This window comes from Hymenobacter convexus (assembly GCF_030580955.1).
In the GTDB taxonomy this organism is placed as follows: domain Bacteria; phylum Bacteroidota; class Bacteroidia; order Cytophagales; family Hymenobacteraceae; genus Hymenobacter.
Genome location: NZ_JAUQON010000007.1, coordinates 153,454 through 169,706 on the forward strand (window position 1 = coordinate 153,454; position 16,253 = coordinate 169,706).

Here is a 16,253-nt window from a genome sequence, read left to right on the forward strand (position 1 = left end):
CAGCGCGTAGTGTATTTCGCAATCAGGGTCTTTATTTTAGTTAAATTATTTCAACCATTATTTATATTATTACAAATTCAGGCCATCGCCATGCAGCTTCACTGCTGGCGGGCTTCTACCATCAACGCTCCGCCAACCGCCCTTTTGAACTACCCAAACAGTAACCCAACGCACGCAAAAGGGCCGCCCTAAAAAGGACGGCCCCTGGCAAATCCCCGGCATAGACGCAGCCAAACAAATCAGCCGCGCAATCCTGACTACTACTTACACAAACAAGCCCTCTACCGACAAATACCGCTCGCCGGTATCGTAGCAGAAGGTGAGCACGCGGCTCCCCTGCGGCATGTCGGGCAGCTTTTTGGCAATGGCCGCCAACGACGCCCCCGACGACACGCCCACGAACATTCCTTCCTCGCGGGCGGCGCGGCGCGTCATCTCGTACGCTTCCTGCTGGCTTACCTGAATGGCGCCGTCCAGCACGTTCACGTGCAGGTTTTCGGGAATGAAGCCCGCGCCGATGCCCTGGATGGGGTGCGGCCCCGGCGCCCCGCCGCTGATGACGGGCGACGCCTCGGGCTCCACCGCAAAGGTTTTCATCTTGGGGAAGTGGGGCTTGAGCACCTCCGTGACGGCCGTGATGTGGCCGCCGGTGCCCACGCCCGTGATGTGGAAGTCGAAGCCTTCGGGCGCATCGCGCAGGATTTCCTGGGCCGTGGTTTCGGCGTGGATTTTCGGGTTGGCAGGGTTCGAAAACTGCATGGGCAGCCAGGCGCCAGGCGTGCTGGCCACAATTTCACGGGCTCGCTCGATGGCGCCCTTCATGCCTTTTTCGCGGGGCGTGAGCTCCAAGTTGGCACCGTAAGCAGCCATCAGGCGGCGGCGCTCGATGCTCATGCTCTCGGGCATCACCAGCGTCAGCTTGTAGCCTTTCACGGCGGCCACCAGGGCCAGGCCCACACCGGTGTTGCCGGAGGTGGGCTCCACAATCAGGCTGTCTTTGGTGAGCAGGCCGTCGCGCTCGGCTTGCTCAATCATGCTCAGGGCAATGCGGTCTTTGATGGAACCGCCGGGGTTGGCGCGCTCCAGCTTCACCCACACCTCCACGTCGGGGCGAACGGTGGCGAATATTCGGTTGAGGCGCACCAGCGGCGTGTTGCCAATGGTGTCGAGAATGGTATTGGCTTTCATGTGATGAAGTGGTGTGATGTTTAGGTATTTGTAGCATGGACTCTGCGAGTCCGCGCATTGGTCGTTCAAAAACGCGCGGACTCGCAGAGTCCACGCTACAATCAAATTGAAAAAACCAACTCCGCGGCGGGGTCCACGCTGCGGGAGATGTTGATGTGGGCGCGGTGATACACGCGGGAGTGCGAGGGTACGCTCTCGGTCAGCCACACGTTGCCGCCGATGACGCTATGTGCGCCCACTACCGTACTGCCGCCCAGGATGGTAGCCCCGGCGTAAATCACCACATGGTCTTCGATGGTGGGGTGGCGCTTCTGGCCCTGCAGGCCCTTGGTCACGCTCATGGCGCCCAGGGTTACGCCCTGGTAAATCTGCACATTGGCCCCGATGATGGCCGTTTCGCCGATGACGAGGCCCGTGCCGTGGTCGATGCAGAAAGCCGGGCCGATGTGCGCGCCGGGGTGAATGTCGACGCCCGTGCGCTGGTGGGCGTGCTCGCTCAGCAGGCGCGGCAGGCGCGGCAGCCCGCGCTGGTGCAGGGCATGGGCAATGCGGTAGAGCGCCGTGGCGTAGAAACCGGGGTAGGAACCGATGATTTCGGCCAGGCCCTGGGCGGCGGGGTCGCTGGCCAGAATGGCGGTGGCATCGCGCAGCAGGGCGGCACGCAGGGCCGGCAGTTGGGAAGTGAACTCGTCGGCCAGCTCGGCGGCGGGGGCCGGCAGGGCCGGCACCTTGGCCAGCAGCACGGCCAGTTCGGAGCGGAAATGGTAGAGCTCGGCGGCCACTACGTCGGCATTGGGGAGGGGCCGTTCGGCCCGGTACGGGAACAGCAGGCCCAACAGGCCATCGGCCAGGGCGCAAAAGGCGGCGCCGGGCAGGGCATCGGGCACGGAAGCATGGGCCTGGGCCAGCTCGATAGCGAAAGATTCGGGAAGCACGGAAACAGAAAAAAGGAAGGTGATGAAGCGGGGAGTTTAACCAGGCGGGCCGGCGAAGGTTTTCGGCCAGCCGCAGCAACGGCCGGGCGGCTTCGGCCGTTAAGAAACGGCCGGCGGCCCCCGCGGCTCCCGGCCAAAAGATACTCCTCCCCTTTCTTAATCCAACACCTCATGGCCGATACCACCATCATCAAAGTCGATTCGCAGCATTCGCCCAAAGGCCCCGACGGCGAGAAATACCTGGCCTCGGGCAAGCACGTGGCCATGCGCATGTGGGAAAACGAAGAGCCCGGCGAAGCCAAAGCCCCCGCCACGCGCCCCTACGAAACCGTGGGCTACGTGCTCAGCGGCCGGGCTGAATTTCACCTGGCCGGCCAGATGGTGCTGCTGGAGCCCGGCAACTCCTGGGTGGTGCCCCAGGGCGCCGAGCACACCTACAAGATTCTCGAAACCTTCTCGGCCGTGGAGGCCACGTCGCCCCCGGCGCAGGTGCACGGCCGCGAGGGGAAGTAGGGTTAAAAGCTACATTGGCCGCAAAAACCGCCTGTCATCCTGAGCGCAGCGAAGGACCTTCTCACGTCAGAACCTGTTGTTCAAACGTGAGAAAGTCCTTCGCTGCGCTCAGGATGACAGGCGGTTTCCGTTTACTCCTGCCCCACTCCAACCGCTTCCTGCCGGCGCGGCCCCAGCACCCAGTCGTACACCATCTTCACCAGTGAAGCCTCCTGAAAAGGCTTGGTGATGTAGTCGTTCATGCCCGCAGCGAGGCACTTTTCGCGCTCGCCCTCAATGGCATTGGCGGTGAGGGCGATGATGGGCACGGCCGGCCCCAGCGCCTCCCGGATGAGGATGGTGGCCTCGTAGCCGTTCATGACGGGCATTTGCACGTCCATCAGAATCAGGTCGAAGGCTTGGGCGCGGGCCAGTTCGACGGCTATTTCGCCGTTGCCGGCTTCCGTCACTTCCAGCTCGGCATTGCTCAGGAAAATAGACGCCAGCATGCGGTTGAATACATTGTCTTCTACCAGCAGCACCTGCTTGCCGCGCAGGGCGTGCTGCAGGCCGGCAATGTCGGCGCCCTCCTTTTGGGGCACGTCGTGCACTCCCCCCACGGGCAGGTGCAGCACGAAGCGGCTGGTGGTGCCGTGGTGTTTCCGGCTTTCGATGTGCAGCTCGCCGCCCAGCAGCTCCACCAGCTTCTTGCTGATGCCCAGCCCCAGCCCCGTGCCGCCAAACTGCCGCGTAACCGACGAATCTTCCTGGCTGAACTCATCAAACACCTGCGCCAGGTACTCCGCATCGATGCCAATGCCGGTGTCCCGGACCGTAAATTCAACCATGGCTTCGCCCGTGGCCGTGTAGCCGCGCAGCGCGCAGGAAGAATGCACGGTGCCTCGCTCAGTGAATTTTACGGAGTTGCCGGCCAGGTTCAGCAGCACCTGGGTGATGCGGTAGGGGTCGCCGAGCAGCACGGCGGGCATGGCGGCGTCGCAGTGCGTCACGAAATTCAGGCCTTTTTCGGCGGCTTTGTAGTGCAGGGTTTTCTCCACCTGCGCGCACACCTGGCACACGCTAAAGCCGATTTTCTCCACGGCCAACCGGCCCGATTCAATTTTGGAAAGGTCCAGAATGTCGTTGATGATGACCAGCAGGTTTTCGGCCGACGACGTGATGGCGTGCAAATAGCTGGCCTGCGGGGTACTGAGGTCGGTTTTGGCCAGCAGCTGGCTCATGCCCAGAATGGCGTTCATGGGCGTGCGAATTTCGTGGCTCATGTTGGCCAGAAAATTCTGCTTGGCCTGGGTGCTGATTTCGGCCAGGCCCTTGGCCTCGCGCAGGCTGGTTTCGAGGTGTTTCTGGGGCGTCACGTCGAGGTAGATGCCGATGGAGCCCACCAGCCGCTGGTCGTTGTCGTAGAGCGGGGCGCCGCTCACCAGCAGCCATTTCACTTCGCCGTTTTTGGTGGTCACGGCTATTTCGTAAGAGTCGGCAATGCCGTCCTGGCGCATTTCGAGCTTGCTTTCCACCAGTTCCAGGTCGTCGCCGGAGAGCAGTAATGGCGAGAGCTTGCGGCCCTTTAGCTCGTCGGTGCAGAAGCCGGTCATGTCGCAGAAGCTCTGGTTGGCATACAGCAGGTAGTCGTCCAAATCGGCCTCTACCAGGCCCAGCGACATATTTTCGATGATGCCGCGGTATTTCTCCTCGCGGCGCTTGAGGTCTTCCTCGGCGCGGGCGCGGGCCGTAATGTCTTCATACTTCCAGAGGTGGCCGATGTAGCGGTGCTGGTCGAAAATCGGGGCGAAGTCGCGCTGCAGAATCCGGCCGTCGCGCAGGGTCAGCACATCGCCCGCCACGGGCTTGCGGCGGCGCAGCAGCGCCGTGATGCGCGCCACGTACTGGTTGGGGTGTTGCACCAGGTCGCGCACGCCTTCGGCCAGGGTGGTTCCCTCCTGCCCCATCAAGTTCTCGGGGGGCGCGGGCACGTGCAGCAGGCGGGCAAAAGCTTGGTTGGCCAGCACAATGTGCCGGTTTTCATCTTCCAGCACCACGCCCTCGTGGAAGTTGGCGATGACGGCCGTGAGGCGCTGGTTGGAAGTATCGAGGGCTTCGCGGGCCTTTTTCAGCTCCGAAATATCGGTGTGGGTGCCCGTGAAAATCAGCGGCTCGCCGTCGGGCCCGCGCTTGGTAATGAGGGCCCGGCTCAGCACCCACTTGTAGCTGCCGTCTTTGCAGCGCATCCGAAACTCGACGGCCATCATCGGCGCCTCGCCGCGCAGGTAGGCCCAGGCGCTGCGCTGGGCCGGCTCCAGGTCGTCGGGGTGCATGTGGGTGAGCCAGCTGTTGTAGTCGTTCGGAAACTCCTCCTCGGTGTAGCCGCCCAGCATGGCCCGGTAATCGGCCGAGTAAAAAACGGCGTTCGAGCGCATGTCGCGCTCCCAGGTGCCATCGCCGAAGCCTTCAATGGCCAGGTGCCAGCGCAGTTCCCTTTCGCGCAGGGCCGTTAGGGCTTGTTTCAGGGGCGTAATATCCTGCAGAATGCCGCTGTAGGTGACACCTCCGGCATCGCGGCTGGTGACCACCGCATTGCCCCGGAACCAGCGCAACGGCCGTCCGGGCACCACTACCCGCCCTTCGTAAGACCACGGGGTTTGGGTGCGGTTGGCCTCGGCAATGGACTCGCGCAGGTTTTGGATATCGTCGGGGTGCACGTAGCTCAGCACGCGTTCTACTTCCGAGGGCTGAATATCGAATAGCTCGAACAGCTTGGGGCTGACGTACAGGAAATGGCCGGTGCCATCCGCGTTTTCGCGCCACTCATAAAGCACGCCGGGCACGTTCTCAGCCAGCGCCCGAAACCGGTTTTCGCTCTCGGCCAGATTCGACTGGGCCTCTTTCCACTCCGAAATATTTTCCAGCAGCCCGGCCATCACCATTTCGCCCCGCTCGTTGTAGATGGGCTGCACCTTCACCCGAATCCAGCGGGCGGCGGCCTTCGGGTGGTGGCTGCGCACCTCGTAGTGAAACGGCAGCCGCGCCTGCAGGCTTTCCTCAATGTACCGAAGGGTCTTCTCATCGTCCAGCCCCGGCCGCAGGAACGCGGCCGGCGGCAGCCCCACCACCTCGTGCGGCTCGAAGCCGCACAGGGTGGTGAAGCCCTTGTTCACCCACGTCACCCGGAAATCGGTATCGGTGAGCACCACGGCCGTGTACATTTCCTCCATCAGCTGCAACAGCTCCTGCTGGTTGGGCAGCTCCGGAGGGGTGGCGCCGGGCGATACCGTGGCCTGGGCCAGGGCCGCTCGTAGCACCGCATTCTCGGCCTGTTGCTGGGCCAGTGCGTTTTCTAGCTCTGCTCGGGTCATGGGCATGGGCACGGAGGTGGCGGGTTGGCACTCAAAAAAGGGGGCCGCCGCGTAGAGCACCCGAGCGGGCCATCAGCGCAGCGCTCCGGCCAATGGCTGTAGGCTTGCAATCAAATTACGTTCAAGCGGTCTAAGTAGATGCCCTCAACCAGCTTCTGCTATAGCCACTTGCTTCATTGAGCACCTGATATTGGCTTAAGACGGTGGTTAATTGGGCAGCGTGCGCACGTAGCTGTGCGACACGGGCACCGGGCCGTTCACGCCCTTCTGGGCCAGCGCCTGCTGTATCTGCTCGATGAGGCGGGCCTGGGCGCCGCCGTTGTGGCCGGCCGCCGTGTAGGCCCGGAAGGCCACCGTCATGCCGCCGGGCTTGAGTCCCGTGACCACCACCTGCGGCGCGGGCGCGGGCAGCACCTGCTCGTCGGCCTGCATGAGAGGCACGGCCCAGCCGCGCAGCTCGTCCAGCTGGGTGCTGTTGTCGACTTCGGCCACAATCTCCACCAGGGCTTTGTTCTGGGCCGTTTTATTCACAATGACGTTGTTCGACGTGGCCCCGTTGGGCAGGATGACGGTATCGCCCTGCGGCGTGACGAGGATGGTGTTGAAAATCTGGATTTCCTTCACCTCACCCGATTTGCCCTGCGACTCAATGGTATCGCCCACCACGTAGGGCTTGAAAATCAGAATCAATACCCCGCCCGCGAAGTTGGCCAGCGTGCCCTGCAAGGCCAGCCCCACCGCCAGGCCCGCCGCTCCCAGAATGGCCACAAACGAGGTGGTTTCGAAGCCCACCATGCCCGCCACCGAAATCAGCAGCAGCACCTTGAGCACAATATTGACCAGGCTGGTCATAAACGAAGCCAGCGACACATCGAGCCGCCGGGTGGCCGTGGCAATCAGCCGACTGGCCCACCCAATGAGCCACCAGCCCACCAGCAGCGCCACAGCGGCCATTAGCACACGGGGCAGGTAGAGGAGGACGAGCGTTTGCAACTGCTGGGCGTAGGTAGCGACTTGGTTCATAGCAGGAAAGAAGGAATAACGATTGATATAAAAAGAAAGTCATGCTGAGCGCAGCCGAAGCATCACTACCGCAATACTAATCTCAACGGATGAATTACGTTGCGCGGTAGAGATGCTTCGGCTGCGCTCAGCATGACGTTTTATTCCATTTCCAAACCAAGACTACGGCAGCTTCACCAGCTCCACGCCCAGAATCTGGTCGCCGATGTCGAGCTTATGCACCACATCCATGCCGCCCACCACCTGGGCAAAAATGGGGTAGCGTCCGTCGAGGTGCGGCGTGGGCGTGTGGGTGATAAAAAACTGGCAGCTTTCGGTGTCCTTGCCGGCCGAAGCCAGGCCCACGCTGCCCTCCTGATAGCGCAGGTCGCCGAATTCGGAGCGCAGGTTGTAGGGGGCGCTGCCGTTGCCGTCGCCGCGCGGGTCGCCGCCCTGGGCCACGAAATTGGGCACCACGCGGTGGAAGTACAGCTTGTCGTAGAAATGCTCGTTGAGCAGCGCCACAAAGCTGGCCACGGCGCCGGGCGCCTCGTTGGGTTTCAGCTCGAGCAAAATAATGCCTTTGCTGGTGCGCAGCCGCACCTGCTGGCCCACCGGCACGGCCTGCACCACGGCCCAGTTGATGGGATGCTGCGCGGCCGTGGCCACGGGCGAAGGCGTGGGCACTTTCTTCTTCTCCAGCTTATCCAGCGCCTGCTGCAAGCCCTGCCAGGCCTCAATCTCGCGGGGCAGCCGCAGCCTGGCCTGGGCCTGGTGCAAGGCCGTGAGGTCAGCCGCCTGGGGCTCAGGGAAGAGCTTGGGGTCGGCGTAGGCTTCGGCGGCGGTGCCAAGCTGGGCCACGTCACCTTCGAACAAAGCTTGGCGCATAGCAGCGGCGAAATCGGCTTGTCGGGCAGCGGGGAAGTCGGCGTGGCGGCGCATGGCCAGCAGCGCCGTGAGCGCCGCGCCGGCTACCACCGGCGCCTGCCCGGCAGCAAATGCTTCGGTGCGCGCAAAGTCGAACGCGGCCGGGTCTTCACCCAGAGCTTGCAGCAAAAAGCTCTTTTCGTACGTGGTGGGCGCGGCTGGGTAGCGCTTCTCGATGGTTTCGACCAGGCTGGGCCGGGCGGCCGGGCTGGCGTGGCGCACGGCCGCTTGTAGCAACGCCGCCCGCACCCGCGGCGAGGCTTGCTTGTTGCCATCGGCCAGGGCCGCCAGCGCCGCGCCATTCTCCCCTTTTGCGTGAGCCAACAGCCACTCGGCCGCCGTGAGTGCCACGGCGGGCTGGTCGCGGCTCAGGGCCGTGAACACGGCCTTGCGGCTGGCGGCATAGGTTTCAGTCCCAAACGGCAGGGCCCGAATGGCGCTCAGCCGCACCCGGTAATCAGCATCTTTGGTAGCTAGGCGCGCCAGTACCGCCGCCGGGCTGCCACTGGCCGGCACCGTTGCTGAAGCAGCCGAAGTCACCGGAGCGACAGTTGCCGCGCCTCCCCCGGGTGCCGCTGAGCTAAGCGCCGCGATTTTGCCCAGCGTGGCCGCCGCCGCCGCCCTCACGGCATACGACCGGTCTTTCTGCGCCACCCGCACCAGCGTGGACTCGGCCAGCCGCTGCAAATCGGCATCATAGCCCCGGGTGCGCGACAGGCCCACCACGGCCGCCAGCCGTCCCCGAGCGGGCAGCTTGGGCGAGTTGAGCACCGCCACCGTGCGCCGGATGCTTTCCGGCGAGGTGAGGCCGCGCAGGGCGGCGCGGCTCAGGCCCCAAGCCAGAGCGGCGGCGCGGGCGGTGTCGTTCAGGGTTTCCACGCGCCACAGTTCGGGCAAGCTGCGGCGCGTCACGGTGCGGCCCAGGGCCTCGTGCACGTAGCGGCGCACCACGGGGTCGTTTTCCTTCAGCACGCGCACGCGCAGGGTGTCAACGGCGCTGCTGTCGCCGATTTGGCCCAGAGCATAGGCGGCGGCGCGGCGCACCGTGGGGTCGGCATCGCGCAGCAGCGGCAGCAGGCCGGGCACGGCTGCCGGCGCCTGCACCGAGGCGAAAGCTAGGGCGGCTTCGCGGCGGTAATTGGAGTTGTTATTGGTCAGGAAAGGCAGCAGCGCGGGCGTGTTGCGCTCGTCCTGGGCCGTGCCGATTTGGCGAATGGTGGCGTCGTGGTACTTGTTGGCGAGGTCGGTGCTGGCGCGGGGCGTGCGGGCGCAGGCGGCCGCCAGCAACAGCAGCGGCCAGTAGCGAAAGGAGCGGTGGGGCATGCGGTAAATGTAGCAGGGAGAGCTTTGCTCTTCAGTCAAGATTTAAAGAAAGAACGTCATGCTGAGCGCAGTCGAAGCATCTCTACCTCGGTAGCAAACCTAATCGTCATATTTAGTTACGCGGTAGAGATGCTTCGGCTGCGCTCAGCATGACGCTCTTTAACTCTTAACTCACCTCTATTCGCCACCCCATGATGCCTCCTGCGCTGCCAGCTCGGCGGGCAGGTGGCGGCTGCCAATTTCTTTCAATTCCTCATCGAGACGGGCAAAAAGCACCTCGTTGCCCTGCTGCTGGTAGCTGGCCAGGGATTTCTCAAAGCTGGCCAGACCGTAGAGGAAGGCCCGCAGGTTGTCGGCCGTGATGGCTTCGAAGTGACGGCCGTAGCCCATTTTCTCTACTTCGGCGGCGTTCAGCCACTGCTCAAACTGCGCCGGAATGGGAATGGCGCAAATCGGCTTGTGCAGAAACACGGCCTCCGAAATCAGCGAAAAGCCACCGTTGGTGACCACGGCGCGGGCGCTGGCCAAGTCGGCAATGAAACCAGCCTCCGAGAAGGCGCAGAGCTGCACGTTGCCGTGGCTTTCCTGCTTGTTGAAGCCGTAGACGCGGAACTCCTGGTCGGGCAGCTGTTGAAGCAGCGGCACCAGGTTTTGCTGCGTGGTGGCCGACTGGTACACCAGCACATGGCTGCCCTTAGAGGGCGGGGCCGCCAGGATTTCGGGCCGGATAATGGGTGGCACCAGCGTGGTGCGCTCCTTCTCCAGCGGCAGTTCGAAGAAGGTCGTCACGAAATAATGGCGGCTGTGTGGCAGCTTGGCCCGCACAATGCTTTTGGCCAGATTGTAGTTGCTGCGCTCGGCTTTGGGCACCGCCATATTCAGCTTGGCCCGGCTGATAATCTGCATATTATCAATGCTGACGATGGGCAGCCGTTGCATCTTGGCAAACAGGTAGGTGAAGGACTCAAAATCCGACACCACCACCTCGGGCTCGAAATCGCAGAGCAGTTCGCGGTACTTGGCGAAGTTGATGCGCAAATCCTCCGGCGCGGTGCGCAGCGTGAGGGCGGCCGTGCGCAGCTTGCTCACCGCCAGCCCATTGTAGGCTAGGTGGAAGCCCCGAATTTCGTGGACCCGGCCGGGAAAGGCGGCGGCCAGCATTTTGTAGGCGCGGCTGCTGCTCACCACACACACCTGGTGGCCCTGCGCCAAGAGGTGGCCAATGACGACTTTGCTGCGGGTGGCGTGGCCCAGGCCCTCGCCGGGCACTCCGTATAGGATGTTCATTCTTTGGAATGAGGAAATGGAAGGAGGAATGAAAAGTAAAAGAACGTCATGCTGAGCGAAGTCGAAGCATGACGTTCTTTTACTTTTCTCGATAAGCTCCACTCCTACTTCACCACCAGCTTCTCATTGCGCGTTCCTTCGTTCGATTCCAGCTTCACGAAGTAAATACCAGCGGCCACGCCTTCCAGCGGCAGTGGCACCTGCTGCGGGCCGGCGGGATAAGCTCTTTCGCGGGTTAAAACCTTCACCACGCGGCCGGTGGCATCGAGCAGCGACACAGTGACGGGCCCGGGCTTTGCCAGCTGGAAGCTAACGGCTGAACTGCCGCTGCCGGGGTTCGGGAATACGGCCATTTGTACGGTGCCGGGGGTGGTGGCCACGCCGGGCAGGGTGCTGAGCACGATGTTTTCATCGCCGGGCTGGTAGGCCAGCAGCTCGAAATAAGTGAGCAGCATCTCGGCGGTGGTGCTTTCGCCCCAGGTCACTTGCCGGGGCGGGGTGTTGGGGTTGCGCGGGTTGTTGGTGGTGTTGTCGTAGGTGGCATCGGCCATGAGGCGCGCGCCGGCCGGCACCCGCTGCAGGCTGGTGAAGCGGTAGTTGCCCTGCCAGCGGAAGTCCCAGTCGTTGATTTTCACCAGCCGGATGGTATCGCCGTTGGGCTTCACGGCCCATACCTTCCAGCTTTTGCTGAGGTAGTGGGCGTGCGGCGACACGCTGAGCACCGTCACATCGGCCGGCACGGTGAGCTGGGCGTGGAAGGTTTTCACTTGGTTGGCCGGAATCACGAACGGGCCGTTGGTGAGGATGTTGGGCGACACGGCGGGCACCGTTTGCACGAAGCGGGTGACGGGCTGACGGGCGAAAAAGATGTTGACCACCGACGAGTCGGTTTGCGTCACGAAGTTGGGGCCGTAATGAATCTGGAGCAGCAGCGAGGCCCGGCGGTAGAGCTTTTTGCCCATGCCCGTGGGGTAGAAGCGCGCCTGCATGCCGGGCACCCAGGCCGCAAACACGTCTTCGAGCGGCGAGAAGCCGAAGCCGCCGAAGCGGGTGTAGCCGTAGCCGGGGTCGGCCGCGTCGAGGGCCTGGGCCTGCTGCGTGGTGTCCATGCCGATGATGACGTGGTGCACGATGCGCTTGTTGCCGGCCCGGAATTCAATGGCCGCGATGTCGCGGTCGGCGGGCAGGTTCACGGGCAGCACAAAAATGCGGTACATGTCCTGGCCGTTGCCTTGGTGCGTGAATTTCTGCGCCATTGGAATCACCAAATCGGGCGTGCCCAGCTGCGAACCGCTCGGGTACGTGGGCACCGGCGGCGTCTGGGCCGGGTTGCCTTGCGGCATGCCGTTATCGACCCAATCCCGAATCTGCTGGATTTCGGTGGTCGTGAGCGTGTTCTCGTCGAGGTAGTGGCGGTAGTTGGCGTCGGGCTTCCACGGCGGCATGTACTTGGTGCCCGTCACATACTTCATGGTGAGGCCGTGGCTGGCCACTTCCGCGTAGGTGGTGAGCGGAAACGGCGCCACCTCGCCCGTGCGGTGGCAGGGCGTGCAGTGCTGGTATACCAGCGGCGCAATGTGCTGGCTGAATGTGACTTGCGCGCCGGTTTGGGCCCGGGCGCCGGACGCGGCCAGCAGGGTGGCAAGGAAAAGAAGGGAGAAGAGGTGTTTCATAAACAAAGAAAAGGCGGTCATGCTGAGCGCAGTCGAAGCATCTCTACCGCGTAACTAATCAAATAGCAGATGCAACGAAGCGGTAGAGATGCTTCGGCTGCGCGGACGCCAGATGAGCATGACGTTCAATATTAATCAATTAATACTCAATAAAACATCCCACCGGCTCGGTGCGCGGCACGGCCACCGGGCGGCTCGCCACCACGTCGGCCAGCGCATCGGCCAGCTCGTGGTGGCGCGTCACGGGGCGGTGCTGGCCGAGGCCAGCGTAGGCGTCGTTCAGGCGGCCCTGGTATAGGGTAGTTTTGCCATCCGCTGCTAGTACTACCGCTTCGGGCGTCACGCGGGCGTGCAGCTTTTTGGTGAGCCGGTGGCCCGCGTCGGCTTGCAGCGGAAAGGGAATCTGATAGGTTTTGCCAAAAGCCGCCAACGCGCCGGGCGTGGCATCGGCGGCCGGAAACACGCCCACGAACCGGATGCCCTGCGCCGCGTATTGCCCGTGCAGCTCGCGCAGCGGCAGCGTGGCCGCCTGGCTGATGGGGCAGGTATCGGCCAGAAAAACATACACCGTGGCCCGCGGCGCTGGCGCCGCCACCAAGGCGCTTAAGTAACTGAGCAACAAGTAAAGCAGGGGCATACGCGAAGATACGGCGGCCGGCCGTTAGACTCAAGTCTCGGAAAGACAACGGCCTGAAGCCCCGGGTTCCGGCTATTTCGGCCTGATTTTCGTTTTTAGCCCATTCTCGCTAATATGCCTTCTATGAAAACCTCTCTTCCCCTCGCTCCTGCCGGCCTGCTGGCCGCTTCGGCCCTGCTACTGGCCACTTCCTGCACCGCGCCGCGCGCCATTGTGGCTACCGGCAAAGTCACGCCGCAGGGCGAATTCCGGGTGGGCTACAACCAGGGCTTTAACGTGGCCACGGCTTCGCTCAGCAAGGTGGGCAGCGCCGTGAAGGAAGCCGCCGCCCAGGCCGTGACGCAGCAAAAAGTGGACTACACCGACGCCACCACCCAACTGCAGGCCGCCGCCCTGGCCTACGTGCTGGACCCCGTGCAGCCCACCGCCGACCTCAACATCCGCTACGGCATCGTGCCTCGCCTCGATGCGGGCTACAAATACGCTTTCGGCTCGCACGTTTTTGATGCGGCCTACCAGTTGTTGGGCCCCACCGGCACGCCCGAAGACCCCGGCGTCGGCGCCACCACCGGCACCACCTACGCCAGCATCGGCCTGCAGTTTGCTACCCAGCGCGCCAAGCTGCCCAGCCTGGCCTTCCTCTCGGATATTAACTCGCTGCTCAACTTCCGGGCCACCCGCAACGACTTGCTCATCCCGCTCACGTTCAGCAACTCGTTCGGGCCGGAGGAAGAAATCGGGGCCATCAGCTACGGTCTGGTGTACGCCCACAGCTGGGTGAGTTACGGCTTTGCGCCCACCAAAATCTACACCGGTTCGGTGCAGGTGCCGGAGCTGCCGTTGCAGTCGCGCAACTTCTCCTCCTTCGGCGGCTTCCTCAACCTGAAGCTCGGCTACCGCTATTTCTACGTCATTCCGGCCGTGTCGCTCTTCTACCAAAACTACGGCGATTACGCCCTGCTCAACGGCCAAAGCACCTCGCTGAGCGGCGTGACGGTGGTGCCCTCACTGGGCTTCCAGCTACGCATTCCCAATTTCACGAAGTAGCCGCCACACAGGGCCAAACCCCAGCCGGGGCGGTACCACGACTTATTGGGCGTGGCACCGCCCCGGCTTTTTTGGGGTTGAGGGCATACGGTTCACTCGCCGAACCAAAGCCGTGCACGACGAATCCGGCATTCTGTGCCTTTCTTTGTTGCCCGTTTTTCAAAACTTTAGGCTTCGTCTGCCATTCCACTTTCCCACCCTATGGAAGCTCCCAACCCCGAATTCATGCGCGAAGCCATTCGCCTGTCCATTGAGAAAATGCAGGCCGGGCACGGCGGCCCCTTCGGCGCAGTGGTGGTGAAGGACGGCCAAATCATTGCCCGCGGCTTCAACCAGGTCACCACCACCCACGACCCCACCTGCCACGCCGAAGTCGACGCCATCCGCAAAGCCTGCAAAGAATTAGGCACCTTCCAGCTCGACGGCTGCGACCTCTACACCAGCTGCGAGCCCTGCCCCATGTGCCTGGGCGCCATTTACTGGGCCCGCCCGCGCCGCGTGTTCTACGGCAATACCAAAGCCGACGCGGCCGCCATCGGCTTCGACGACCAGTTCATCTACGAAGAGCTGGACCAGCCCATGGAAAACCGTAAATTGCCCATGACGCAACTGCTGCGCGACGAGGCGCTGGCCGGTTTCCAAGCCTGGACGGAACTGGAAGGCAAGACCGAGTATTAGTAGTTAGCAGCGCCGGAAGCGCGCAAAAGAGGCGGTCATGCTGAGCTTGTCGAAGCATCTCTACCGCAGTAGTAATCCATTTGAGTTAGTTGCGCGGTAGAGATGCTTCGACAAGCTCAGCATGACGTGCTTTTATTGTTTCCTGATTCATGATTGAATTCTATCTCAACGACCAGCCCATTCGCACCAGCGAGGCCCCGGCCAGCGCGTTGCTTGATTTTGTGCGCTACCACGAGCAGCTGAAGGGCACCAAAATCGGCTGCCGCGAGGGCGACTGCGGCGCCTGCACCGTGCTGGTGGGCGAACTGGCGGCCGACGGCCAGACCGTGAACTACCAGAGCATGACCAGCTGCCTTACGCCGTTGGGCAACGCCGCCGGCAAGCACATCGTCACGGTGGAAGGCATCAACGCGGCCGGCAGCCAGCTCACCCCCGTGCAGCAGGCCATCGTGGACGAGGGCGGTTCGCAGTGCGGCTTCTGCACGGTAGGCTTCGTGATGTCGCTGACGGGCCACAGCCTGAGCAGCCAGCCCGCCACCGAGAAAAGCACCATCGCCGCCATCGACGGCAACATCTGCCGCTGCACAGGATATAAATCTTTGGAGCGAGCTGCCGCTCGGCTCACGGCCGAGTTGGAACAGCGCCCGGCGGAAAATGCGCTGGCCTGGCTGAGCGAGAAGCAGTTCGTACCCGGCTACTTTGCTGACATTCCGGCTAAGCTGGCCGGGCTGCGGGCTACTGCTGCCCAAGTATCCGAAACATCTTCGGGGCCGGAGGGAGCCGCAGCGAAGGCTGCGGGCTACGTTTCGACCTCGCCCAACGGTCACGCCCAAAACCAAAACGACCAGGGCCACGGCGCCCCGGCGCCCCTCACCCACCCGCTCGTGGGCGGCGGCACCGACCTGCTGGTGCAGCGCCTCGAAGAGTTGCGCGAGCAGCCGGGCGTGCGGCTGATTTTCGACCAGCCCGGCCGGCGCGGCATCCGCCACGAAACCACCGGGCGCGTGGTGCTGGGCGCCGCCACCACGGCCAGCCAGTTGCTCGAATCGAACCTGATGCGCGGCCTGCTGCCCAACCTGCCGCAGTACCTGAAACTAGTATCGAGCACGCCCATCCGCAACATGGGCACGGTGGCCGGCAACTTCATCAACGGCTCACCCATCGGGGACCTTACCATCATGTTCCTGGCCCTGGGCGCGTCTATCACGCTGCTCGACGCAGCCGGCGCCACCCGCGAACTGGCCTTGCCCGACCTCTATCTCGGCTACAAAAAACTGGCGAAAGCCGCTGACGAGCAGGTTATCGAAATCAGCTTCCCTGCTCCGCTGGCCGGCGACTTCTTCCACTTCGAGAAAGTATCCAAGCGCACCCACCTCGACATCGCCAGCGTGAATTCCGCCGCCTGGCTGCGCGTCGAAAACGGCCTCATCCAAGCCGCCCGCATCTCGGCGGGTGGCGTGGGGCCGGTGCCGCTGCTGCTGGCCCGCACCAGCGCCTTCCTGCAAGGCCGCGAGCTGACGGCCGAAACCGTGAGCGCCGCTAACGCCGTGATGCAAGAGGAAATCAGCCCGATTTCCGACGTGCGCGGCACTGCCGACTACAAGCGACTGCTGCTGCGTCAGCTGCTGTGGGCGCATTTTCTGGAGTTCGCGCCGGAATTGGCGGTGGATGAATTGATTTAATATTCTCCACC

General features: G+C 63.2%; 12 protein-coding genes. 4 read left to right on the top strand and 8 right to left on the bottom strand.

Annotation, left to right across the window (positions count from 1 at the left end; genetic code table 11):
• Positions 1-264 precede the first annotated feature (264 nt).
• Both cysK and Q4S41_RS16010 read right to left on the bottom strand, forming a co-directional pair.
• Positions 265-1,188, bottom strand: a complete 924-nt coding sequence (gene cysK, locus Q4S41_RS16005; protein WP_305032132.1) for a cysteine synthase A — start codon at positions 1,186-1,188, stop codon at positions 265-267.
• Between the two features lie 101 nt (positions 1,189-1,289).
• Positions 1,290-2,123, bottom strand: a complete 834-nt coding sequence (locus Q4S41_RS16010; RefSeq protein WP_305032133.1) for a serine O-acetyltransferase — start codon at positions 2,121-2,123, stop codon at positions 1,290-1,292.
• 171 nt (positions 2,124-2,294) lie between these two features.
• Here Q4S41_RS16010 and Q4S41_RS16015 point away from each other — a divergent pair, with 171 nt between their 5' ends.
• Positions 2,295-2,636, top strand: a complete 342-nt coding sequence (locus Q4S41_RS16015; protein WP_305032134.1) for a cupin domain-containing protein — start codon at positions 2,295-2,297, stop codon at positions 2,634-2,636.
• Positions 2,637-2,767: 131 nt separating this feature from the next.
• On the opposite strand, the gene Q4S41_RS16020 is transcribed toward Q4S41_RS16015, so the two are convergent.
• The 6 genes from Q4S41_RS16020 to Q4S41_RS16045 form a co-directional block, all read right to left on the bottom strand.
• The gene (locus tag Q4S41_RS16020; protein WP_305032135.1) at positions 2,768-5,992 is read right to left on the bottom strand and encodes a PAS domain S-box protein; all 3,225 of its coding nucleotides are present in this window, start codon (positions 5,990-5,992) and stop codon (positions 2,768-2,770) included.
• 201 nt (positions 5,993-6,193) lie between these two features.
• Positions 6,194-7,009, bottom strand: a complete 816-nt coding sequence (locus Q4S41_RS16025) for a mechanosensitive ion channel family protein (RefSeq protein ID WP_305032136.1) — start codon at positions 7,007-7,009, stop codon at positions 6,194-6,196.
• Positions 7,010-7,171: 162 nt separating this feature from the next.
• Positions 7,172-9,238, bottom strand: coding sequence for a peptidylprolyl isomerase (locus Q4S41_RS16030; protein WP_305032137.1), 2,067 nt, complete (start codon positions 9,236-9,238; stop codon positions 7,172-7,174).
• A 177-nt stretch (positions 9,239-9,415) separates the two neighbouring features.
• Positions 9,416-10,525 (bottom strand): glycosyltransferase family protein, encoded by a 1,110-nt coding sequence (locus Q4S41_RS16035; RefSeq protein WP_305032138.1) that lies wholly within the window; start codon positions 10,523-10,525, stop codon positions 9,416-9,418.
• Positions 10,526-10,629: 104 nt separating this feature from the next.
• The gene (locus tag Q4S41_RS16040) at positions 10,630-12,198 is read right to left on the bottom strand and encodes a T9SS type A sorting domain-containing protein (RefSeq protein ID WP_305032139.1); all 1,569 of its coding nucleotides are present in this window, start codon (positions 12,196-12,198) and stop codon (positions 10,630-10,632) included.
• Between the two features lie 139 nt (positions 12,199-12,337).
• On the bottom strand, positions 12,338-12,835 hold the full coding sequence (locus Q4S41_RS16045) for a redoxin domain-containing protein (RefSeq protein ID WP_305032140.1): 498 nt from the start codon (positions 12,833-12,835) through the stop codon (positions 12,338-12,340).
• A 123-nt stretch (positions 12,836-12,958) separates the two neighbouring features.
• Between Q4S41_RS16045 and Q4S41_RS16050 the strand changes: the two genes are divergently transcribed.
• The 3 genes from Q4S41_RS16050 to Q4S41_RS16060 all read left to right on the top strand — a co-directional run bounded on the left by Q4S41_RS16050 (position 12,959) and on the right by Q4S41_RS16060 (position 16,242).
• Complete coding sequence (locus Q4S41_RS16050; protein ID WP_305032141.1) at positions 12,959-13,882, top strand: hypothetical protein; 924 nt, start codon at positions 12,959-12,961, stop codon at positions 13,880-13,882.
• A gap of 201 nt (positions 13,883-14,083) precedes the next feature.
• Entirely contained in the window at positions 14,084-14,560 is a 477-nt protein-coding gene (locus Q4S41_RS16055; RefSeq protein ID WP_305032142.1) for a nucleoside deaminase, read from the top strand.
• A 149-nt stretch (positions 14,561-14,709) separates the two neighbouring features.
• Positions 14,710-16,242, top strand: coding sequence for an FAD binding domain-containing protein (locus tag Q4S41_RS16060; RefSeq protein WP_305032143.1), 1,533 nt, complete (start codon positions 14,710-14,712; stop codon positions 16,240-16,242).
• Positions 16,243-16,253: the final 11 nt, after the last annotated feature.